This window comes from Micromonospora chokoriensis, from assembly GCF_000718555.1.
Classification (GTDB): Bacteria; Actinomycetota; Actinomycetes; order Mycobacteriales; family Micromonosporaceae; genus Micromonospora; species Micromonospora chokoriensis_B.
In genome coordinates, this window is the sequence record NZ_JOAN01000001.1 from 154,375 (window position 1) to 172,145 (window position 17,771).

Consider the following 17,771-nt stretch of genomic DNA (forward strand, 5'->3'; position numbering starts at 1 on the left):
ATACCTGTGGCCTGTTCTCGGAAGGGGAGGTGGCCGTGACCGAATGGGAGCCGGCCACGGAGGCCGAGGTGGCGATGCGCGACGCGCTGCGCGCCAACGACCAGGAGCTCTACTTCCGGCTCCTGTCCCGCACCGATGTGTTGTTGCCGGTGTCCGCGCCGGCGCAGCCCGGCCAGCCACCCTCCGGATGGGGCACTTGGACCACTGGCGGCCGGACCCACGTCCTGGCCTTCACCTCCGCCGCCGCACTGCGGGCCTGCCTCGGCGATCACGCCGGCAGCAACCGACGTGTCCCCTTCGCCGACCTCGCGGCCAGTTGGCCCAATCACGAGTGGTGGCTCGCCGTCAACCCGGGCCTGCCGGTCGAGGGCTACCTGCCGGCCTGGTTCGTGTCGCAGCTGTCCCGAGGTGACGTGCGACTGCCCGGCCGTGCCATGGGTGCCCGCGCTCGCCTGGAGCGGGCGGAGACGTTGGCCCGCACCCGGCCCGGCATGCCGCAGCGGGACGCCGCGCCAGCCGCTGGATCGCCCCCGGCGACTGCGGCCTCGCCCGGGCCCGAGTCGACCCCGGCTGCTCCGATCTCACCCCGACGGCCAATGCGGGGCGGGCTGCCCCGAGTCAGTGCCCCACCAGCGCCGGGCCCGGCACCGCAGCCACCCATCCCCGCTGAGCCGTCGCGCCGATCCGGCGAGGAGGACCTGCCCGCCGCCGGTCTGCGGCGCCCGACCGAGCAACCCCGCCCCGCGCCGGGCACCGGAGCCCTGCCCCGCACCGGTCGGCCGTCTCGCTTCATCCCGTTGGCGTCCACCAGCCCCGCTACCGATCAGCCTGGGCCAGGCGTGGGCTGGCCCGCAGCGGCCCGGCCGGCCGACGTCGACGGCCCCGCCGGTAACGGCAACAGCAGCCCCCAGGCGGCACCTCGGCGCTCCTTCTTCGACCCCAGCCCCGCCCGCGACCGAGCGCCTGACCCGATCCGTGACCGGGCGTCTGATCCTGCCCCGAGCGGGGGTCGTTCCGGTGACCGCGCGGCCCCGCCGTCCCGGTTCGGGCGAGGCAGCCAGCCCTTCCCTCGCCGTCGCCCAGTCGATGCGCCGGCCGACGAGACCGCGACACGGGCCTTTCCGCTGGCCGACCCGGACGCCACCCGGCCGATGCGTCGGCCGCCGGGCGGCCCGGGGGCGTCCCGTGGGGTCGGCGCACCGCCGTCCGGCGAGGAAGTCACCCAGCCGCTGCCTCCGCGTCGGCACAACCCGCTGCCCGAGGAGCCCACCCGCGCGTTCCGGATGACCGGTGGGCCGCCGCTGGCCGGGGCACCTGCCCGGCCCGCTCCGACGCCGGAGGAGACTCAGGCGATCCCCCGGGGCCGGTTCGGGCCGGTGCAGGATCTGCCGGCGTCCGTCGCGGAACCGGTCTCCGGCCCGCCCGCGCCGCGCCGTGGCTTCACGCCCATCGTCATCGAGGGCACCATCATCGAGTCCCGTGACCTCGTCGACCCGGTCGAGAGCAGCGGGTCAGTCGATGCCAGCCCGGCTGAACTCGCCCCGCCATTGTTCGGCTCGGCGTCCGCCGACCCGGGGCTGTTCGGCCCGTCGTCGTTCACCCCCGCACCTCCCGGTCCCGGGTTGTTCAGCCCGAGCCAGCCGGCTCCGAGCCCGCATCCCACCAGCCCGGCAGAGGCCGGCCATGCCGACGTCGGCACCGACGACCCGGCCGATGCCCCGGTCAGCGCCGATCGCGCCGACAGCGGCGGTTCGTCGGTCGGCGGGACCGCTACCGACCAGGTCAGCAGCGAGGTCAGCGGCGAGAGCACGATCGCGGGCGATAGTCACGGCCCGCCGGCCGACGAACCGGCGCCGGTCGAGTTCGAGCCGGCCAACACGGTCGAGGAGGACCTGCTCGGCGCCGCCAGTTCCGGCAGCACCGACACGTTCCTGTCCACCCTGCTCCTGGCCCGGGTGCTGCTGCCGGCGGCACCGGATTCGGTGCCGGGGAGCCGCCCGGGGGATGCCGGCTTCGTCTGGCGTACCGGGCAGCTCGACGGCGAGACGTACGTGGTGGTCTACACGTCGCCGGAGCGCCTGGCCGACCACGTCGAAGGCGACGTCGACACGGTCGGGGTGAAGTTCGCCCAACTGATCCGACGCTGGCCCGACGAGGACTGGTCGTTCGCCGTCAACCCGGGCACGCCGGTCGGCGCCAAGTTGCCCGGCGAGCAGATCGTCGCGTTGGCCAACTGGGCCGCCGAGGTGGGGCTCGGGGACGACCTGGAGGTGGACCAGGCAGAGGCACCGGCTGCGGCGGAGCCTGCCGCCCGCCCCCGGTACGCCCCCGCCGCAGTCGACCCGACCCGGCCGACGGTCATGCAGAAGGCGATCGCGCCCAGCCAGCTCGCCTACTACCTGGATCGGGGGTACGACCGGGTCTCCGGGTTCGTGCACCGGGCCGGTGAGCTGTCCCACCTGACCACCCCGGCTCAGCTACACGACGCGCTCGGCCTCAGCTACCCCGGTTCGCCGTTCGCTCCGGACGCCGAGGAGATCTACGTGCTGCGCTGGCCGGCGCACCGGCCGAGCCTCTACCGGATTCCATACGGCGGTCAGAACGAGCCGGCGATGCGGGCCATGGAGGGCTGGGTCATCGAACGCCCGCCGTTTAGGGGCAACGGCTTCGCCCCGGGTGAGAGCAGCGATGTGGTGGCCGAGTTCAAAGTGGACAGCGCCCGCCTTCCGCACGGCGCCCGACTCTGGCGGATCGGCTCGGATGGCACCGAGCGGGTCGTCGCGGAGTTGGACACCGACGCGGTCACCTGGCGACGGGTCGGTGAGGCGTGATGCGCGACGGTTACGTGGCCCGTTGGCAGGGCCGGGAATACCAGGCCAGCCCGGATGGCGACGACATTCGCCTCTACCAGCCCGAGCCGGGCGAAGGCTTCGAGGAGGTCCGCGCGGGCCGCTACGTCCGAGTGCTGCCGGCGAGTGAGATCGAGGATCTGGCGTACGTGCGGACCACCTGCACCTGGCAGGGGCAGCCGTTCATCGTGCTCGGCGAGCACGACGCCTGGCTGCGGGTGGAATACACAGGTGGTCGCTGGCCGGTCGCCGAGGCGATGCGGCTGGAGGTCTTCGACTTCGGCGTCTACCAGGGTTGGGCACCCGCCGCCGAGGTCACCGACCTGCGGGAGCAGCGGGTCTGACCGGTCAGGTCTTGGCCCACCGCAGAATTTCGCCGAGCACCAGCTCCGGTGCCTCCAGGTGCGGAAAGTGCCCCACCCCGTCGAGCAACCGCCACTCGTACGGGGCGACGACGTACCGGCCGGAGCCCAGCGCGGTCCGCGGCAGTGAGGCGGAGTCCAGGGCGCCGTGCAGTTGCAGGGTCGGAGTGGTCAGCGGCTTCTGCATCAGACGGACGAACCGGTAGCCGTGCAGCCGCAGCAGCGAGCGGAACGCCCAGCGGTAACCCTCCAGCGCGCAGAACGCGGCCTGCGGGATGCGCATCGCCTCCCGGCACCGCTCGGCGTACGCCTCGAAGTCCGGCCCGGCCACCCACTGGGGGCCGCCCCAGCGGTGCATGATCTCCCCGACGGCCGCCGCGCCGTCGCGGGTCAGCACGTGCTCGTAGCGGGGTAGCTGGAACTTCAACGCCGGGGTCGAGGCGGTGAACTGCCCGCGCGGGTCGGCGAAGATGGCGGCGCGCAGCCGCAGCGGGTGCGGTGCCCCCAGCACCACGAGCCGGCGGACCAGGGACGGGTGGAACGAGGCCACCGTCCAGGCCACCATGCCGCCGAGGCCGCTGCCGACGATCGTCGCTGATCGTTCTCCGAGCGCGCGGATCAACCCGGCGATGTCGGCGGCGAGGGTGTAACCGTCGTACCCCCGGGGTGGTTTGTCGCTGGCGCCGTAGCCGCGCAGGTCGACGGCGACCGCTCGGAAGCCGGCGTCGGCGACCGCCGGCAGCATCTGGTGCCAGGCCCACCAGTGCTCGGGGAAGCCGTGCAGGAACAGCACCATCGGCCCAGTGCCGGCCTCGACCACGTGGAACCGGCTGCCGTTGGCGCCGACGAAACGATGCGTCCACGGCCCCTCGGTGAGGACACAGGACTCGTCGACGACTCCGCCGCGCTGGTCGGTCATGGCAGACAGCCTAGGACCCGGTTGCCGCCGACGACCCTGGTGGTCGCGTTGAACAGGGGAAAGCCCCGGGTAGTCCCGGACCGGGACCAGGGAGCCGGCTCGGCAAAGGGCGACGCCCGGGCAGGTCACCTGCCCGGGCGTCGCTGGTTGGTGCGGGATCAGTGGTCAGCTGACCCGGATCTTCATCGAGGTGCCGTCCTGCTCCAGAACCTTGATCTTGACACCGGCTGCGGGGAGCTTGACGCCGTGGTTCGGCAGCTCCTCGTAGAAGTACTTCTTGGTGTCGTCGAACAGCGGCTCAGCGGCCTGGCCACGGATGTACTGCGGCTGGCTGTTGAGGTGCAGGGTGAACGAGTCGGCCTTGTTCAGGCTGAACGGTGCGTCGTACACCTGGACGCGAGCGCGCCACGGAGCACCGGTGAGGTTGTAGATCGGGCGCGGGTGCGCGTCGATGTACAGGTTGCGACCCTCACCCGGGTGACCACCCGGGTTGTTCACCGGGTCGTACGGCGCGGTGTTGTTGTCGGAGAAGCGGGTGTTCCAGTACGAGATGAGCAGGCCCTCCTGGTACGCGTAGTGGTCCACCCAGTCCGGGCGGGTGTTCGCGTAGCCGAAGAAGTACGGGCCGGTCTTCAGGTACTTGTCGTACGAGACGTACGACCGGTTGCCGGCGATGTAGTAGTTGTCGAACAGCCGGGTGTAGGTCGCCCCGACCACCTGGAACTTGGCGAGGGTCCAACCCGCGTCGGTCTCCGCACCGTCGCTGAACACGGTCTGACCGTCGGCGGTCACGGTGATCGCGTCACCGAAGAAGCCACCCTCGGAGACACCGCCATCGGTGACGTAGTGCAGGCGGACCTGCGCCGACTTGCCGGCGACCGAGGTCAGCGGAACGTTGATGTCCGCCCAGGCGCCGTTGCTGCTGCCGGCCAGGGCCGGGCGGCCAGCGCCGTCGACGCCGATCGGCCTGCCGTTGACCGTGCCGTCCAGGTCGGTCCAGGTCTGACCGCCGTCCGTCGAGGCCTCAAAGTAGAGGTAGTCGTAACCCGCTTCGATGCTGTACTTGCCCTTGAGGGATAGCGCAGCCGTGGACTTGCCGGTGAGGTCGAACGTCCTCGTCATCTTGCTGTCGAGGTCGTCCTCGTTACCGGAGAAGTACTGCTTGCTGCCCTCGAAGGGCGGGCCGTAGTTGAACGTGTATTCCCGCTGCGGCAGCACGACCACCGCGGCCTGCGCCTTGTCGGAGTTGTACTCCTGCGGGCCGAGCTCCAGCGAGCGCTTCTGCCCGGCCACGACCACCTCGTAGTCGAGCCAGCCGAGCTGGAGCTTGTTCCACGCGCCGAGGTCGCCGCCCCGGTCGCCGATGCCGGCGTCGTTCTTGGCGCCGAGCCGGCTCTGGGCCATCAGGGTCCAGTGCTCGTTGTTGTTGTCCGCGGGGCCGTAGTCGTCCGGCAGGCCCAGGTCGTGGCCGTACTCGTGGTAGAAGACGCTACGACCGCCGTTTTCCGGCTGGATCGTGTAGTCGCGGATCCAGACGCCGGTGTTGCCGATCTGGGTGCCGCCGATCGGGAAGTTCGGCGGGCCCACGGGCGAGCTGTTGAACGCCGACCAACGGTGGCTCCAGATCGCGTCCTCACCCTGCTGCGGGTCACCGTCGGCCTGGTCGCCGCCGGAGTGGACGATCTGGAAGTGGTCGATGTAGCCGTCCGACTCGTTGAAGTCGCCGTCACCGTCGTAGTCGAATCGGTCCCACTGGTCGAAGGACTTCATCTCGGCGGCGATCTGCGCGTCCGTCCGGCCCTTGGCCTTCTGGTCGGCGACCCACTGGTTGGCGGCGTCGCGGATCAGCGCCCAGGTGTTCGAGCAGACGCTGTCCGCGCAGACGGCGGGGTCGTTGGCCGGGTTGTCCGAGTCGTCCGCGATCGGGTCGTCGGAGCGACCGTAGCGAGCCTCGTTGTACGGGACCTTGACCCAGTCGGTCACCTCACCGTCGACGGTGTAGCGACCCGAGGACTGCGCCTCGTAGTACTGCTTGAGCGACTCGTCGCCCGGGTTGGTGCCGAAGTAGACCTGGCGGAAGTACTCCGGGCTGAAGTCCGGCTGCCAGATGGTGGAGTTGTCCACGGCCCGGTTGGGCTCGGGGATCTTGTTGTGCAACGGCCCGTCGAACGTCGCCGGTCCGGCGATGTCCGGGTTCAAGTCCTTGTCCGGGTAGGACGGGTGCCGCTGGTCACCGAACTCGGCCAGGATCACGAAGATCTTGTCGGTCCGCTCACGCTTGAGTTCGACGTACTGATCCTTGGTCTTCGTCGCGCCAGCGGCGGCGCGGGCGTTGGCCCCCGCTCCGCCGGCCTTGCCGACCTCGCCGACCTTGACAACCGTGCTGCCGTTGCGCTCGATCGGCTTGCTGCGCCCACTCAGCACGTCGCTGAGCCCCTGCTCGCGCAGCGCGCGGCGCTTGTCCTCGAGCTTGTCGGGGAGTTCGTCCTTCAACGCCTGCGGTTCGGCAGCGGCCGGTGCTGCTGCCGGCAGTTTGGGCTGAGGCGCCGCCGAGGCGGACGGGCCGAAAGCAAGGCCTGTCGCCGTCAGTGAGAGCCCGAGCAGACCCACTGCGACTTTGCGCACGTGGTACCTCCGGTGTGAGGGAACCGGCCCAACGGGGGTACGGGCCGGTGGGAGATCGATCCCACTAGTGGGACCAATGGTGAACTTAGACACTGGCGGGACGGGTGGGAAGATGAACGCGTCGATTTGTTGCAAGATTTTGTTGGGAATGCTTTTCACCGTCACACACCCGCGCTTCACCAGATGTGCCCTGACCAGCGCGTACCGGACAAACCAATAGCAGCGACATGCGTCGATAAGCATGATCGAAATGCGACAGTGGGGCCGGCAGCGTCTCCGCCACCGGCCCCACCGTCAGTTGTCGATCAGTGAAACCGTTACTTCTTCGCCGGCGTCACGTAGATCGTGGCGGACGAGTTGTCCCCGGCCGCCTTCTTGATCGTCAGCGAGACGCCGTAGTTCACGCCCTGGTCGCCGGGGTTGCCGGTGCCAAGCACGATCGCGCCACCGCCCAGGGTCACGCCGTAGAACTCCGGCGCGGGGCTGCCATCCGGGTTGGTGACCCGGGTGGTGTACGGCGCGTTGTTACGCGACGGCAGGACCACCGACGCGTCGTTGTCCCGGGCGTAGGCAGCGCCATCGCGCATCTCGATGCCCGGGTACCAGCCCTTGGCGTCGGTGAACGCCTTCACCGGCGCCTGACCCTTGAACTTCGTGCAGTACGCGCTGTACGGCTCGTTCGCCGCCTCCAGGCACTCGGTGAACGGGTACGTCCGCTGCAACGAGAAGGCCGCGTTCGACGACTGCGGGCGGCTGGGCAGGTTGTCCGTCACCGACGGGTCCTTCACCGCCGCCTCGCCCGTGCGCCGGTACGGGTCGAAGTGCGAGTCGACGATGAGCAACCCGCCCTTCGCGCCGTAGCTGGGCAGCGCGGTCATCTGCCCGGTGACGTGGTTGACGTCGCCGAGCGCGGTGTCCCGGTACCACACCAGCATGCCCGGAGCGTTGTAGGAGATCCGGTCGACCTTCCACGCCTCGTGCGAGTAGATGGTGTCGTAGGCGTACTGCAGGCCCTTGTCGAAGCCGTCGAAGTTGCGCCACTCCGCCAGGTAGTACTGGGCGTGGACCTCGGTGCCGCTGGAGACCTTCCAGCCCGCGCCGGTGGTGTCGACGAAGGTGCCGCCGGTGGCCGTCCAGCCGTTGTCGCCACCCTCGACGTCGTCACTCCAGGTGGTGGCACCGCCGCCGGTGACCGAGAAGTCGTCGACGAACCAGTTGCGCTCCTCGAACGCCTCGTCGGTGGCGAGGCGCAGCCGCACCTGCACGGTCGTCCCGGCGTACGCCGACAGGTCGACGTAGTCGTGACGCCAGCCGTCGGTGCTGCCGGTCAGGCCGTACTTCTTGCCGCCGAAGTCGTTCATCCGGCCGTTCGGGTCCGGGTAGCCGTCCGGCGTGGTGACTACCGCGCCACCCTCGTCGTACACCTTCTGCTCGGTCCAGGTCGTACCGCCGTCGGTCGAGAGCTCGACGAAGCCGTAGTCCCAGTCCTCCTCGATGATGTAGTTGTTCCACATCCAGAACTTCGAGTCGGCCGCTGCCGGCACGTCCACCGAGCGGCTCAACTTGACGTCGGCCCACTCCTGGTCGTTGTTGCTGTGCCACATCTTCGTGCCGCTGTGCGGGGTGGCCAGCGTCGTCACCTTGTCCGGCAGGTCGACCTTGATGCCGTCCTCGGAGTCGATCGGGGTGCGTGACGTCTGGCCGAGCTTCACCTCGCGGGGGTTCGACCCGGGGCGGATGGTCAGCGGGTCGGCCCAGCCGAGCACCCACTTGTCCCAGATGCCCATGTGCGTCGGCAGCGCCTGGAAGATCTCGCCCGAGTGCGAGCCCGAGGCCATCAGGTCCCAGAAGTCCACGTCGGAGTCGGCGTTGCCGGACGTGTCGTAGAGGTCCGGCAGGCCCAGGTCGTGGCCGAACTCGTGGGCGAAGACACCGACACCGGCGTCCTCCGGCTGCACGATGTAGTTCGACGCCTTGAGGTTGGTGCCCGGGATGGTGTAGCCACCGGCGACCGTGGAGGAGTGCGCCCAGACGGCGTACACGCCCTCGGCGCCACCGCCACGGGACTTGCCCTGACCGGCGTGCACCAGCACGAGGTGGTCGATGACGCCGTCCGGCTCGAAGACGTTGCCGTCACCGTCGCGGTCGGCCTGGTCCTCGATGTCGTAGTCGGCCCACGGGAAGTTCGGGTCCTTCGCGACGAGCGCGTCGATCGCGTCGGTCGCCAGACGGCCCGCGCCGGCCGGGTTGTCCGGGTGGCCGTTCATCGACTGCTCACGGCCGGGCACCCAGGCGCCAGTCTCGTCCTGGAAGCAGCGGTTGGCGGCGTACCAGCCCTCCGAGTGCGGCACGGTGATCCACGGGCTGGCCTGCCCGTCGACCGTGTACGCGTTCTTGGACATCTCCAGGTACATGTTGTGCATGGTGCGACCGGACAGGTCGATGCCCTTCTTGCCGTCCGGGCCCTTCAGGTCGGTGCGGACCCGCTCGGTGATGCCCTTCTTGCTGTAGAGCATCTTGTTGTAGTGCGACGGCGAGAAGTCCGGCACCCACATCGAGTTGTTGTCCTCGTGGGGCAGTCTCGACGGGTCCGGGATCTTGTTGTGCTTCGGGCCGTTCTGGACGCTGCCGGGGACGCAGGTGCGGTCCTCGAACACCGTCTTGGGGACCATCACGTCGGTGAAGTCGTCGTTGGCCTTGTCGTTGAACTCCACCAACAGCGTCAGCAGCTTCGCCGTCTGGGTGGTCGGGGCCTTCTTGAACTTGCGGGGGTTCTGGCCGGTCTTCAGCGACTTGGCCTCGTCCTTGGCCAACTGCCGCGCGGTCACCGGGTTGCCCCGGGCGTGCTTGCGGTCGAACTCGCGCGCGGACTCCGCAGCAGGGGTGTAGACGCCACCCTTGCCCTTCACCTCACGGCCGGTGGTGTCCGGCTGCACCTCGGGCTCGGCGTAGTTGATGTAGTGCTCGTCCGCACCGATCACCGCCCTTGGGGTGCTGGACGAAGGTTGGGCGGCCGCGCTGCCACTCACGGTCAGTGACGTGGCCGCGAGGGCTATGACGGGTAGCGCGACGAGTAGTCGTCGGCGCGACCCCGGACGGGAGTTTCTGTTCATGCCACTCCGTTTCTCGGGCAGAGGACGTCGGCCGGATCCGGTGGGCGTTGAAGCTCATCGAGGGCCGCCCGACGAGCGTGAAACTAAATGACGAACATCCCGCGCGGCGGGATCGTGATCGATGCGTTATCTGCTTAATGAGCGCACCCGGTCGATCTTTCGGTCGTACCTCCACAAAAGACAACGGTGGGTGGCGGTCCGTCCGGACCGCCACCCACCGCTGGGGTACGCCTACCGTCAGTCCTCGTCGGACTTCGCGCCGCTCATCCCCGAGGAGATCAGGTCCATCACCGAGGAGTCCTGCAACGTGGTCACGTCACCCAGTGACCGGTTCTCCGCCACGTCCCGCAGCAGCCGGCGCATGATCTTGCCGGAGCGGGTCTTCGGCAGCTCCGCCACCAGCATGATCTGCCGCGGCTTGGCGATCGGGCCGAGCGTCTTCGCCACGTGGTTGCGCAGGTCGGCGATGAGCTGCTCACCCGCCTCGCCGGCGATGTCCGTGCTGCCGCGCGGAATGGCGAACGCAACGATCGCCTGACCGGTGGTCGGGTCGGTCGCGCCGACGACCGCCGCCTCGGCCACCGACGGGTGCGACACCAACGCCGACTCCACCTCGGTCGTCGAGATGTTGTGCCCGGACACCAACATCACGTCGTCGACCCGGCCGAGCAGCCAGATGTGCCCGTCGTCGTCCTTCTTCGCGCCGTCGCCGGCGAAGTACATGCCCGGGAAACGCGACCAGTACGTGTCGATGAACCGGTCGTCGTCACCCCAGATGGTGCGCAGCATCGACGGCCACGGCTCGCGCAGCACCAGGTAGCCGCCACCACCGTTGGGCACCGACTGGCCCTGGTCGTCCACCACGTCGGCCACGATGCCCGGCAGCGGCGTCATCGCCGAACCCGGCTTGGCCGCGGTCACCCCCGGCAACGGCGAGATCATGATGGCGCCCGTCTCGGTCTGCCACCAGGTGTCCACGACGGGCAGCTCGCCCCGGCCGATGTGCTGCCGGTACCAGATCCACGCCTCCGGGTTGATCGGCTCGCCGACGCTGCCCAGCACGCGCAGCGAGGACAGGTCGAAGCCGGCCGGGATGTCGTCGCCCCACTTCATCATCGTCCGGATCAGGGTGGGGGCGGTGTACAGGATGCTCACCCCGTACTTGTCGATGATCTCCCAGAACCGGCCCTTGTGCGGGGTGTCCGGGGTGCCCTCGTACATGACCTGGGTGGCGCCGTTGGAGAGCGGGCCGTACACGATGTAGGAGTGCCCGGTGACCCAGCCGATGTCGGCGGTGCACCAGTAGACGTCCGTCTCCGGCTTCAGGTCGAACACCGCGTGCGTCGTGTACGACGCCTGGGTGAGGTAACCGCCGGTGGTGTGCAGGATGCCCTTCGGGCGGGCCGTGGTGCCGCTGGTGTAGAGGATGAACAGCGGGTGCTCGGCGTCGAACGGCTGCGCGGTGTGCTCGGCCGACGCGGTCTCCACCGTCTCGTGCCACCAGTGGTCCTTCTCCGACCACGCCACGTCCTCACCGGTGCGGCGGACCACGAGCACGTGCTCCACCGAGGGGCAGCTCGCCACCGCCTCGTCCACCGTCGGCTTCAACGCCGACGGCTTGCCCCGCCGGTAACCACCATCCGCGGTGATCACCACCTTGGCGCTGGCGTCCTGGATGCGGTTGCTCAGCGAGTCGGCGGAGAAGCCACCGAAGACCACGCTGTGCGCGGCACCGATCCGGGCGCACGCCAACATCGCGACCGCCGCCTCCGGGACCATCGGCAGATAGATCGCCACCCGATCGCCGGCGGTCACGCCCAGCTCGGTGAGCGCGTTCGCCGCCCGGCAGGTCAGCGCGTGCAGCTCGGCGTACGTGATGGTGCGGGTGTCGCCCGGCTCGCCCTCCCAGTGGATCGCCACCTTGTCGCCCCGGCCCGCCTCGACGTGCCGGTCCAGGCAGTTGTACGCGACGTTGAGCTGCCCACCCACGAACCACTTCGCGAACGGCGGGTTCGACCAGTCGAGCACCTCATCCCACTTCTTCGACCAGGCCAGCCGATCGGCCTGCTTCGCCCAGAAGGCGAGCCGGTCAGTCTCAGCCTCGGCGTACGCGTCGATGGTGACGTTGGCGTGCGCGGCGAGTTCGGCCGGCGGGGGGAACTGGCGCGTCTCGTTCAGCAGATTGGCCAATGCCTCGCTCATGCCGTGACTCCTCATCCTCGGGGTGACCTGGGTCTCGATGGCACGAGGGTAGTCGCGGGGCCATCGAGGAGCCACGGCTGCCCACTTAGTCGCGCCGAGTGGCCCCCGGCGCGCGCCCGACGGCCCGGCGCGCGCCGGGGGCGTCTTGATCAACACGGGTGCCGGCCTGACAGGGTGCCGGGTGGGGTCGTTAGCGTGGCAGGGTGACCACCGACCCGCTCGCCCCGTTGCTCGCGCTCGCCGACATCGCCGCCGCCGTCGAGCAGGCCCGCGAACAGTTCGACCAGGCGCTCGGGCACCGGGCGCTGCGCCGGCACGGTGGGCAGGTCGCCGCCGAGGTCAGCCTCCGCTCAGCGGTGGCCAGCGCCGCCCTTGAGGGGGCCGTGCACGAGCGCGAGGCGGTCCGGGCCGGCACCGTGACCGACCCGGTGCTCCAGGGGGCGTTGCGGGTCGCCGGAGCGCTGCCCGGCCTCAGCGAGCTGTGGCCGAAGGCGCCCCGCCAGGCGCTCGCGAAGCTGCACGTGCTCGCCGCCCGAGACCTCGTGCCGGAAGCCGAACTGGGCCGCCCGGTGGCCGACCCGGTGGTCGCCACCCGGCTGGACGGGCTGGCCGGGCTGGTCGCCGGCGGCACGAAGGTCTCCCCGCTGGTGCTCGCCGCGGTCGTACACGGGGAGTTGCTGAACCTGCGCCCGTTCGCCGGGCCGTCCGGCGTGGTGGCCCGCGGGGCCGCCCGGCTGGTGCTGCTCGCCAGCGGCCTCGACCCGCGTGGCCTGCTCGCCGTCGACGTCGGGCACCGCGAGCGGGAGCCCGAGTACGTCGGATCGGCCGGTGCCTTCGCCACCGGCACCCCCGACGGGCTGCGCTCCTGGCTACGCCACTACACGGCCGCCGTCGAGGTCGGCGCCGCCCAGCTCACCACCATCGGAGACGAGATCCTCGCCGCCGCCTGAGCCCGCCCCGCCTTCGCGGCGTCGATCATGAAGTTGTGGTGCCCCGCAAAGGGTGCCAATCGCCCGAAAGTGCCCACCACAACTCCATGATCGACCCGAAGGGGTGGGGGTGGGGTGGGGGTGGGGGGTTAGGCGGTGGTGGCGGCTCGGGTGCGGCGGTGTCGGCCGTACCAGGCGATGCCGATCGCCACGCCCACCCCGACACCCAGGGCCGCGGCAGCCACCGGGACCGCCGGCCGCTCTCGCAGACGCCGGCCCAACGGAATCGGGTGCCGGAACTCCAGCACCGGCCACGCGTTCTCCGAGGCCAGCTTGCGTAGCTGCCGGTCCGGGTTGACCACGCTCGGGTGGCCGACGCACTCCAGCAGCGGGCGATCGCTGTACGAGTCGGAGTAGGCGTACGAATCGGCCAGGTCGTAGTCGCGGGCGGCGGCCAACTCGCTGACCGCCTCGACCTTGCTCGGGCCGGCCGCGTAGAACTCGACCTCGCCGCTGTACCGGCCGTCGCGCACCGTCATCCGAGTGGCGATCACATCGGTCACCCCGAGCAGCTCGCCGATCGGTCGGACCATCTCCTCGCCGGACGCCGACACCAGCACCACGTCCCGCCCAGCCGCCTGGTGCTCCTCGATGAGGGCGGCGGCTTCGGCGTACACGTAGGGGTTGATCAGCTCGTGCAGTGTCTCCGCGACGATCTGGCGGACCTGCTCCACCTGCCAGCCCTTGCAGAGCGCAGCCAGGTAGTCCCGTGTTCGGGCCATGGTCTGCTCGTCGGTGCCGCCCAGCCGGAACATCAGCTGCGCGTACGCCGACTTGACCACGTCACGCCGTGTGATCAGCCCGTCCCGGTAGAACGGCCGACCAAACGCCAGGGCGCTCGACTTGGCGATGACGGTCTTGTCTAGATCGAAGAAAGCGGCACTTCGGCCCACGGCGCGAAAGTCTAGCCGGATGGTCTATCGTCGGCGGGTGCCCGGGGTCATACCACCCCTCAGACCTGCGGGCTGGCACCACCATCTCCGCTCCGCGTGATCGCGCTCACACTCTGCGAGGAGATTTTCGCAGTGAGTGGAGACGGCACCACTCGACGTGACGGGCCCGCTCAGGCAGACTTGTCCGTACGACGAGCTTTCACATCCTTGAAACAGGCAGACCCTCAGCGGTTGCACCCCCCGTGGCCGCTGAGTGGTTCGGCTCGACCCCCCCGGAGCCGAACCTCCGACGACCCCCGTCTCCCCCCGACGGGGGTCGTCCCTTTGCCGGGAGCGCTTCCGGCCGGGGGAGGGCGGGTTTCCCGGGCTGGCCAGCCGGTCGAGGCGACGGGGCGAGAAGCCGAAAGCGAGCCCAGTTCACAGCGCGACCAGCACCGCCTGGACGGGTCCCGACACCAGGAGCCCGGCCGACATGCCGAATGGCCTTGGCAGGCCCAGGTGGATCGCAATGATCCCAACTGCGCCCGCCCCCATCAGCGTAAGGACTCGCCTGCGCGCGGCCCGATCGATGCCCATGGCGGTGGCCAGGGTCAGGGCCAGCACGGCCGCGAACGTCAGGCCGCTGACGGCATCGCTGAGCCGTGAGGAGATCGCGAATGCGGGGTAGAACCCCGGATCGATGGAGTCTGCCGGTAGCGGCCCGTAGTAATCCCCGAGCAGAGGGGTCGCCGCTGCGGTCAGCGTGGTGACTGCGGCGGCGGCGGCGAGCAGCCAACGCCCACGGCGCGGCAGCAGGTCCAGGCCGTGGCCGACCGGAGCGGCAACGCTCAACAGCACTGCTGCCGCGACCGCCAGCAGCAGCGGCCATGCCAGCAGGTCAAGCGACACGTCGTAGCGTCGGTCGCCGCTGATGCGGGTCGCCGCCACGACGATTTCGTACAACACGGCCGACCAGGCGCCCAAGGTCGCAGCGGTCTGCCACCCCGCAACGATGGCAAGGCTGATCGCGACCCACACGGCCGCGCGGGGCCAGGTAGCCGACGGTAAGACGGTCACCGTTTCGCCGGTGCGAGCGAGGAAGGCCGCCGCTTCGGCGAGCGGACGTAGCTGGCGAGCGGTCAGGATCAGGGTGAAGATGATGGCGACAACGACGGTCGCGTCCGCCCAACGAACTCGACTGGGCGGTTGATCGAGGCTTTCCACGATTACCTAGACGTGCGAACCCCCGGCCCGGTTGCAGTCCCGTTGCCCCTGTCAAGCGTCGTACCAGCCCGCGCTGTGCGGGTACTCGCCTCGCCGGAAGCAGTGGTGGGCCTGTCACGGGCCAGTAGCCACGGGGCCGCGTGGGCATGCGCGGCAACAGTGCCGGCGGCTGCGAGCAGGCGTTCCGGGCACCACGACCGATCGAACGCACTCCTCCGGACTGCCTGCCGGCGTCCACCGCCTAGTCATGGGCGGCCTGGTCGTTCAATCTGGCTCGTGTAGATGCCGTCCGAGGTCGTGAAGGGTGTCGTAGAACTCGGTCTTCGGCCAAGGCGGTGTTTCGGGTGCGCCTCTCCAGGTGAGGTGGATGAGTGCGCAGCGCCCGGCTGGCAGACCGGCGACGATGTCGTCCGAGACCTCAGACTTGGCGATGACCTCGGCGGGTTGGCCGTGTAGTAGATGGCCTGCGGCCAGCTCGGTGAGAAGTTCAGCTTGCAGGGTCTGCTGTAGTTGGCGTTCGGCGGGGCCGCCTCGACGTAGGTCCCACCATGGATCGGCGAAGGCGGGTTGCTCATCCACAGAGTCATCCTCGCTCAGCTCGTGAGGATTCGGGTTTGTGGACCTTGCATCGGGCGATCGCTTGACGGTGGTGCCGACCGGAGCGCGCAGCCACGAAAGAGAGTGGCTGCTGACGACAGCGCGAGGCACGATGACTCGGTGCGGATCCCGGCGTACCGGCCTTGACCCTCACGACCTTCACTGACGTGCCGTGGAACGCTCCGTACTACATCCGCTGCGGATTCCTGACCCTCGACGACAGCGACCTCACACCGGGTCTGCGGGCTGTTCGCCAACGCGAGGCCGCGCACGGGTTGGATCGCTGCCCCGCGTCTGCATGCGCCGAGATCTGTAACCGCCCACAGGCCGTACGTCGTCGGCGCGGTAATCCTCGGGCCCTCAGCGACACAAGCCACTGTGAGAGTCGCCGAGGCAATGGGGGTTCGGGTGGGTCCACCGAAGAAGCGGGACGAGGGCTGGTTCACCAGTCTCTACGCCGCCGAGTACGAGCGCATAGTCCGATACGGCCTGCGCCGGCTCGCTGACCGGGATGCCTCGGCTGAGCTTGCCCAGGAGGTCTTCGTCGTCGCCTGGCGTCGCCGCGCCGAGGTGCCGGAGCGCAGCCTGCCCTGGCTGTACGGGGTGGCCCGGCGCCTGCTGGCGAACCAGTGGCGGTCACGGCGCAGTGCCCCGGACCTCCTCCCGATCACCGATGTCGACCTCGCACGGCTGGCCGGATCGTCGGGTGCCGACACGACCGTCGGGGTCGCCGACATCTGGGCTGCTCTGACCACCCTCAACGACCTCGACCAGGAAATCCTCCGGCTGGTCGGCTGGGAGGAGCTGACGGTGTCCGAGGCGGCCAAGGTTCTCGGCTGCACCGGGGCGACCGCTGCGGTGCGCCTGCATCGCGCCCGTCGGCGTCTTGCTGAAGCAATGTCGGACCGGCCCGCGCAGACCCGGCGTAACCCGGTGTTGGTGACCATTCGAGAGGATCTGTGATGTTCGGAGCAGAGCGCACCCGTACTCTTCTCGGCCCGGCCGACCCGGCCCGAACCGCCGCCGTCGAGCCACCGCTGGTCTCGGCGCGCGAGCTGATCGACCGCGCCGACGCTACCGAGTTGGTCGCCGGGCGTCGTCGCGTACACCCGACCCGCCGGCTGGTCCTGGCGGCCGGGACGCTGGCGGTCGCGGTCGGTGCCGTGGCGGTGCTCCAGCCGTTCGGCGAGGGAGCACCGGACATGCCGGGCGAGCCGCCGGCGGCCGCGGGGTTGGTGCTCGTGCCGGTCGCGTACCAGTTCGACGCGGATCCACCGGCCGCTGGCCCGCAGCTACGCATGCTGGCCAACAAGATCAAAGACGCGGCGTACGACCACCAGAGCGGGCGCTACATGTATCACCACACCAAGCTGTGGGGCGATCCGGTGATGACGTCTGCCGACGGCCGCCACCACGTGGCCTTCGCCAGCGAGACGAAGCTCTGGCAGGCCCTCGACGGGACCGGTAACCAGGCCAGCACCCAACTGGAGCCGCAGTACCCCGACCAGGAGTCTCGGGACTACTGGCAGCGCGAGAGCATTGGGCGACCAGCAGCCACCGGCACCCCGGCACCGGACGTCATGCCGCTGCCGCCCGAGGAGCTCAGGCCGCTGTCGGCCGACCCGCCCGAGCTGCGGGAGCGGCTGAAGGTCGAGCACGGCGCGGGGGCGGCGAGCAAGTGGGTCGGCACGCTCTACGGGCAGTACGTCGTACCGCGTGCGACCCGAGCGGCGGTCCTGCGGGTCCTGGCCGACGTGCCCGGCTTCCGCTGGCGGGGGCAGGTCACGGACCGCGTCGGCCGGCACGGAGTGGCCGTCACCTTCGACGACCGCGAGCATGACCAGCAATCACTTCTGATCTTCGATCCGAAGACGGGCGAGTTGCTCGCCGATGAGCTGTTGACGCTGTCGCCCATGCGGATCAGCTCGTACAAGGTGATCCTCGATGTTGCCTGGACGAATCAGCCCGGCTGACCACCGACTTGCGGGGCCGCTCCTTTCGGGAGCGGCCCCGCTGTTA

At 69.8% G+C, this 17,771-nt stretch carries 12 protein-coding genes; 5 read left to right on the forward strand and 7 right to left on the reverse strand.

Annotated features, from left to right (window positions below; all coding sequences use genetic code 11):
- The first annotated feature begins 35 nt into the window (after window positions 1-35).
- Window positions 36-2,831: an SseB family protein gene (locus IF46_RS0100750; RefSeq protein WP_030486286.1), complete on the forward strand. Its 2,796-nt coding sequence runs from the start codon at window positions 36-38 to the stop codon at window positions 2,829-2,831.
- The gene (locus tag IF46_RS0100755) at window positions 2,828-3,193 is read left to right on the forward strand and encodes a hypothetical protein (RefSeq protein WP_030486287.1); all 366 of its coding nucleotides are present in this window, start codon (window positions 2,828-2,830) and stop codon (window positions 3,191-3,193) included. Before IF46_RS0100750 ends, IF46_RS0100755 begins: the two co-directional genes overlap by 4 nt.
- 4 nt (window positions 3,194-3,197) lie before the next feature.
- On the opposite strand, the gene IF46_RS0100760 is transcribed toward IF46_RS0100755, so the two are convergent.
- The 4 genes from IF46_RS0100760 to acs all read right to left on the reverse strand — a co-directional run bounded on the left by IF46_RS0100760 (window position 3,198) and on the right by acs (window position 12,070).
- Complete coding sequence (locus IF46_RS0100760; RefSeq protein WP_030486288.1) at window positions 3,198-4,130, reverse strand: alpha/beta fold hydrolase; 933 nt, start codon at window positions 4,128-4,130, stop codon at window positions 3,198-3,200.
- Window positions 4,131-4,295: 165 nt separating this feature from the next.
- The gene (locus IF46_RS0100765) at window positions 4,296-6,740 is read right to left on the reverse strand and encodes an immune inhibitor A domain-containing protein (RefSeq protein WP_030486289.1); all 2,445 of its coding nucleotides are present in this window, start codon (window positions 6,738-6,740) and stop codon (window positions 4,296-4,298) included.
- Between the two features lie 332 nt (window positions 6,741-7,072).
- Entirely contained in the window at window positions 7,073-9,868 is a 2,796-nt protein-coding gene (locus IF46_RS0100770) for an immune inhibitor A domain-containing protein (protein WP_030486290.1), read from the reverse strand.
- A gap of 237 nt (window positions 9,869-10,105) precedes the next feature.
- The gene (gene acs / locus IF46_RS0100775) at window positions 10,106-12,070 is read right to left on the reverse strand and encodes an acetate--CoA ligase (RefSeq protein WP_030486291.1); all 1,965 of its coding nucleotides are present in this window, start codon (window positions 12,068-12,070) and stop codon (window positions 10,106-10,108) included.
- Between the two features lie 203 nt (window positions 12,071-12,273).
- On the opposite strand from acs, the gene IF46_RS0100780 reads away from it, so the two are divergent.
- Entirely contained in the window at window positions 12,274-13,020 is a 747-nt protein-coding gene (locus IF46_RS0100780) for a hypothetical protein (protein WP_030486292.1), read from the forward strand.
- A gap of 128 nt (window positions 13,021-13,148) precedes the next feature.
- Here IF46_RS0100780 and IF46_RS0100785 read toward each other — a convergent pair whose 3' ends face one another.
- From IF46_RS0100785 to IF46_RS33525, 3 genes are all read right to left on the reverse strand, one after another.
- Entirely contained in the window at window positions 13,149-13,952 is an 804-nt protein-coding gene (locus IF46_RS0100785; RefSeq protein ID WP_030486293.1) for an HAD family hydrolase, read from the reverse strand.
- A gap of 417 nt (window positions 13,953-14,369) precedes the next feature.
- Entirely contained in the window at window positions 14,370-15,155 is a 786-nt protein-coding gene (locus IF46_RS0100790; protein WP_030486294.1) for a hypothetical protein, read from the reverse strand.
- A gap of 264 nt (window positions 15,156-15,419) precedes the next feature.
- Complete coding sequence (locus tag IF46_RS33525) at window positions 15,420-15,734, reverse strand: hypothetical protein (protein WP_232233890.1); 315 nt, start codon at window positions 15,732-15,734, stop codon at window positions 15,420-15,422.
- A gap of 426 nt (window positions 15,735-16,160) precedes the next feature.
- Between IF46_RS33525 and IF46_RS0100795 the strand changes: the two genes are divergently transcribed.
- Complete coding sequence (locus tag IF46_RS0100795) at window positions 16,161-16,715, forward strand: RNA polymerase sigma factor (RefSeq protein WP_232233891.1); 555 nt, start codon at window positions 16,161-16,163, stop codon at window positions 16,713-16,715.
- On the forward strand, window positions 16,715-17,725 hold the full coding sequence (locus tag IF46_RS0100800) for a CU044_5270 family protein (protein WP_030486296.1): 1,011 nt from the start codon (window positions 16,715-16,717) through the stop codon (window positions 17,723-17,725). The genes IF46_RS0100795 and IF46_RS0100800 overlap by 1 nt, the downstream gene beginning before the upstream one ends.
- Window positions 17,726-17,771: the final 46 nt, after the last annotated feature.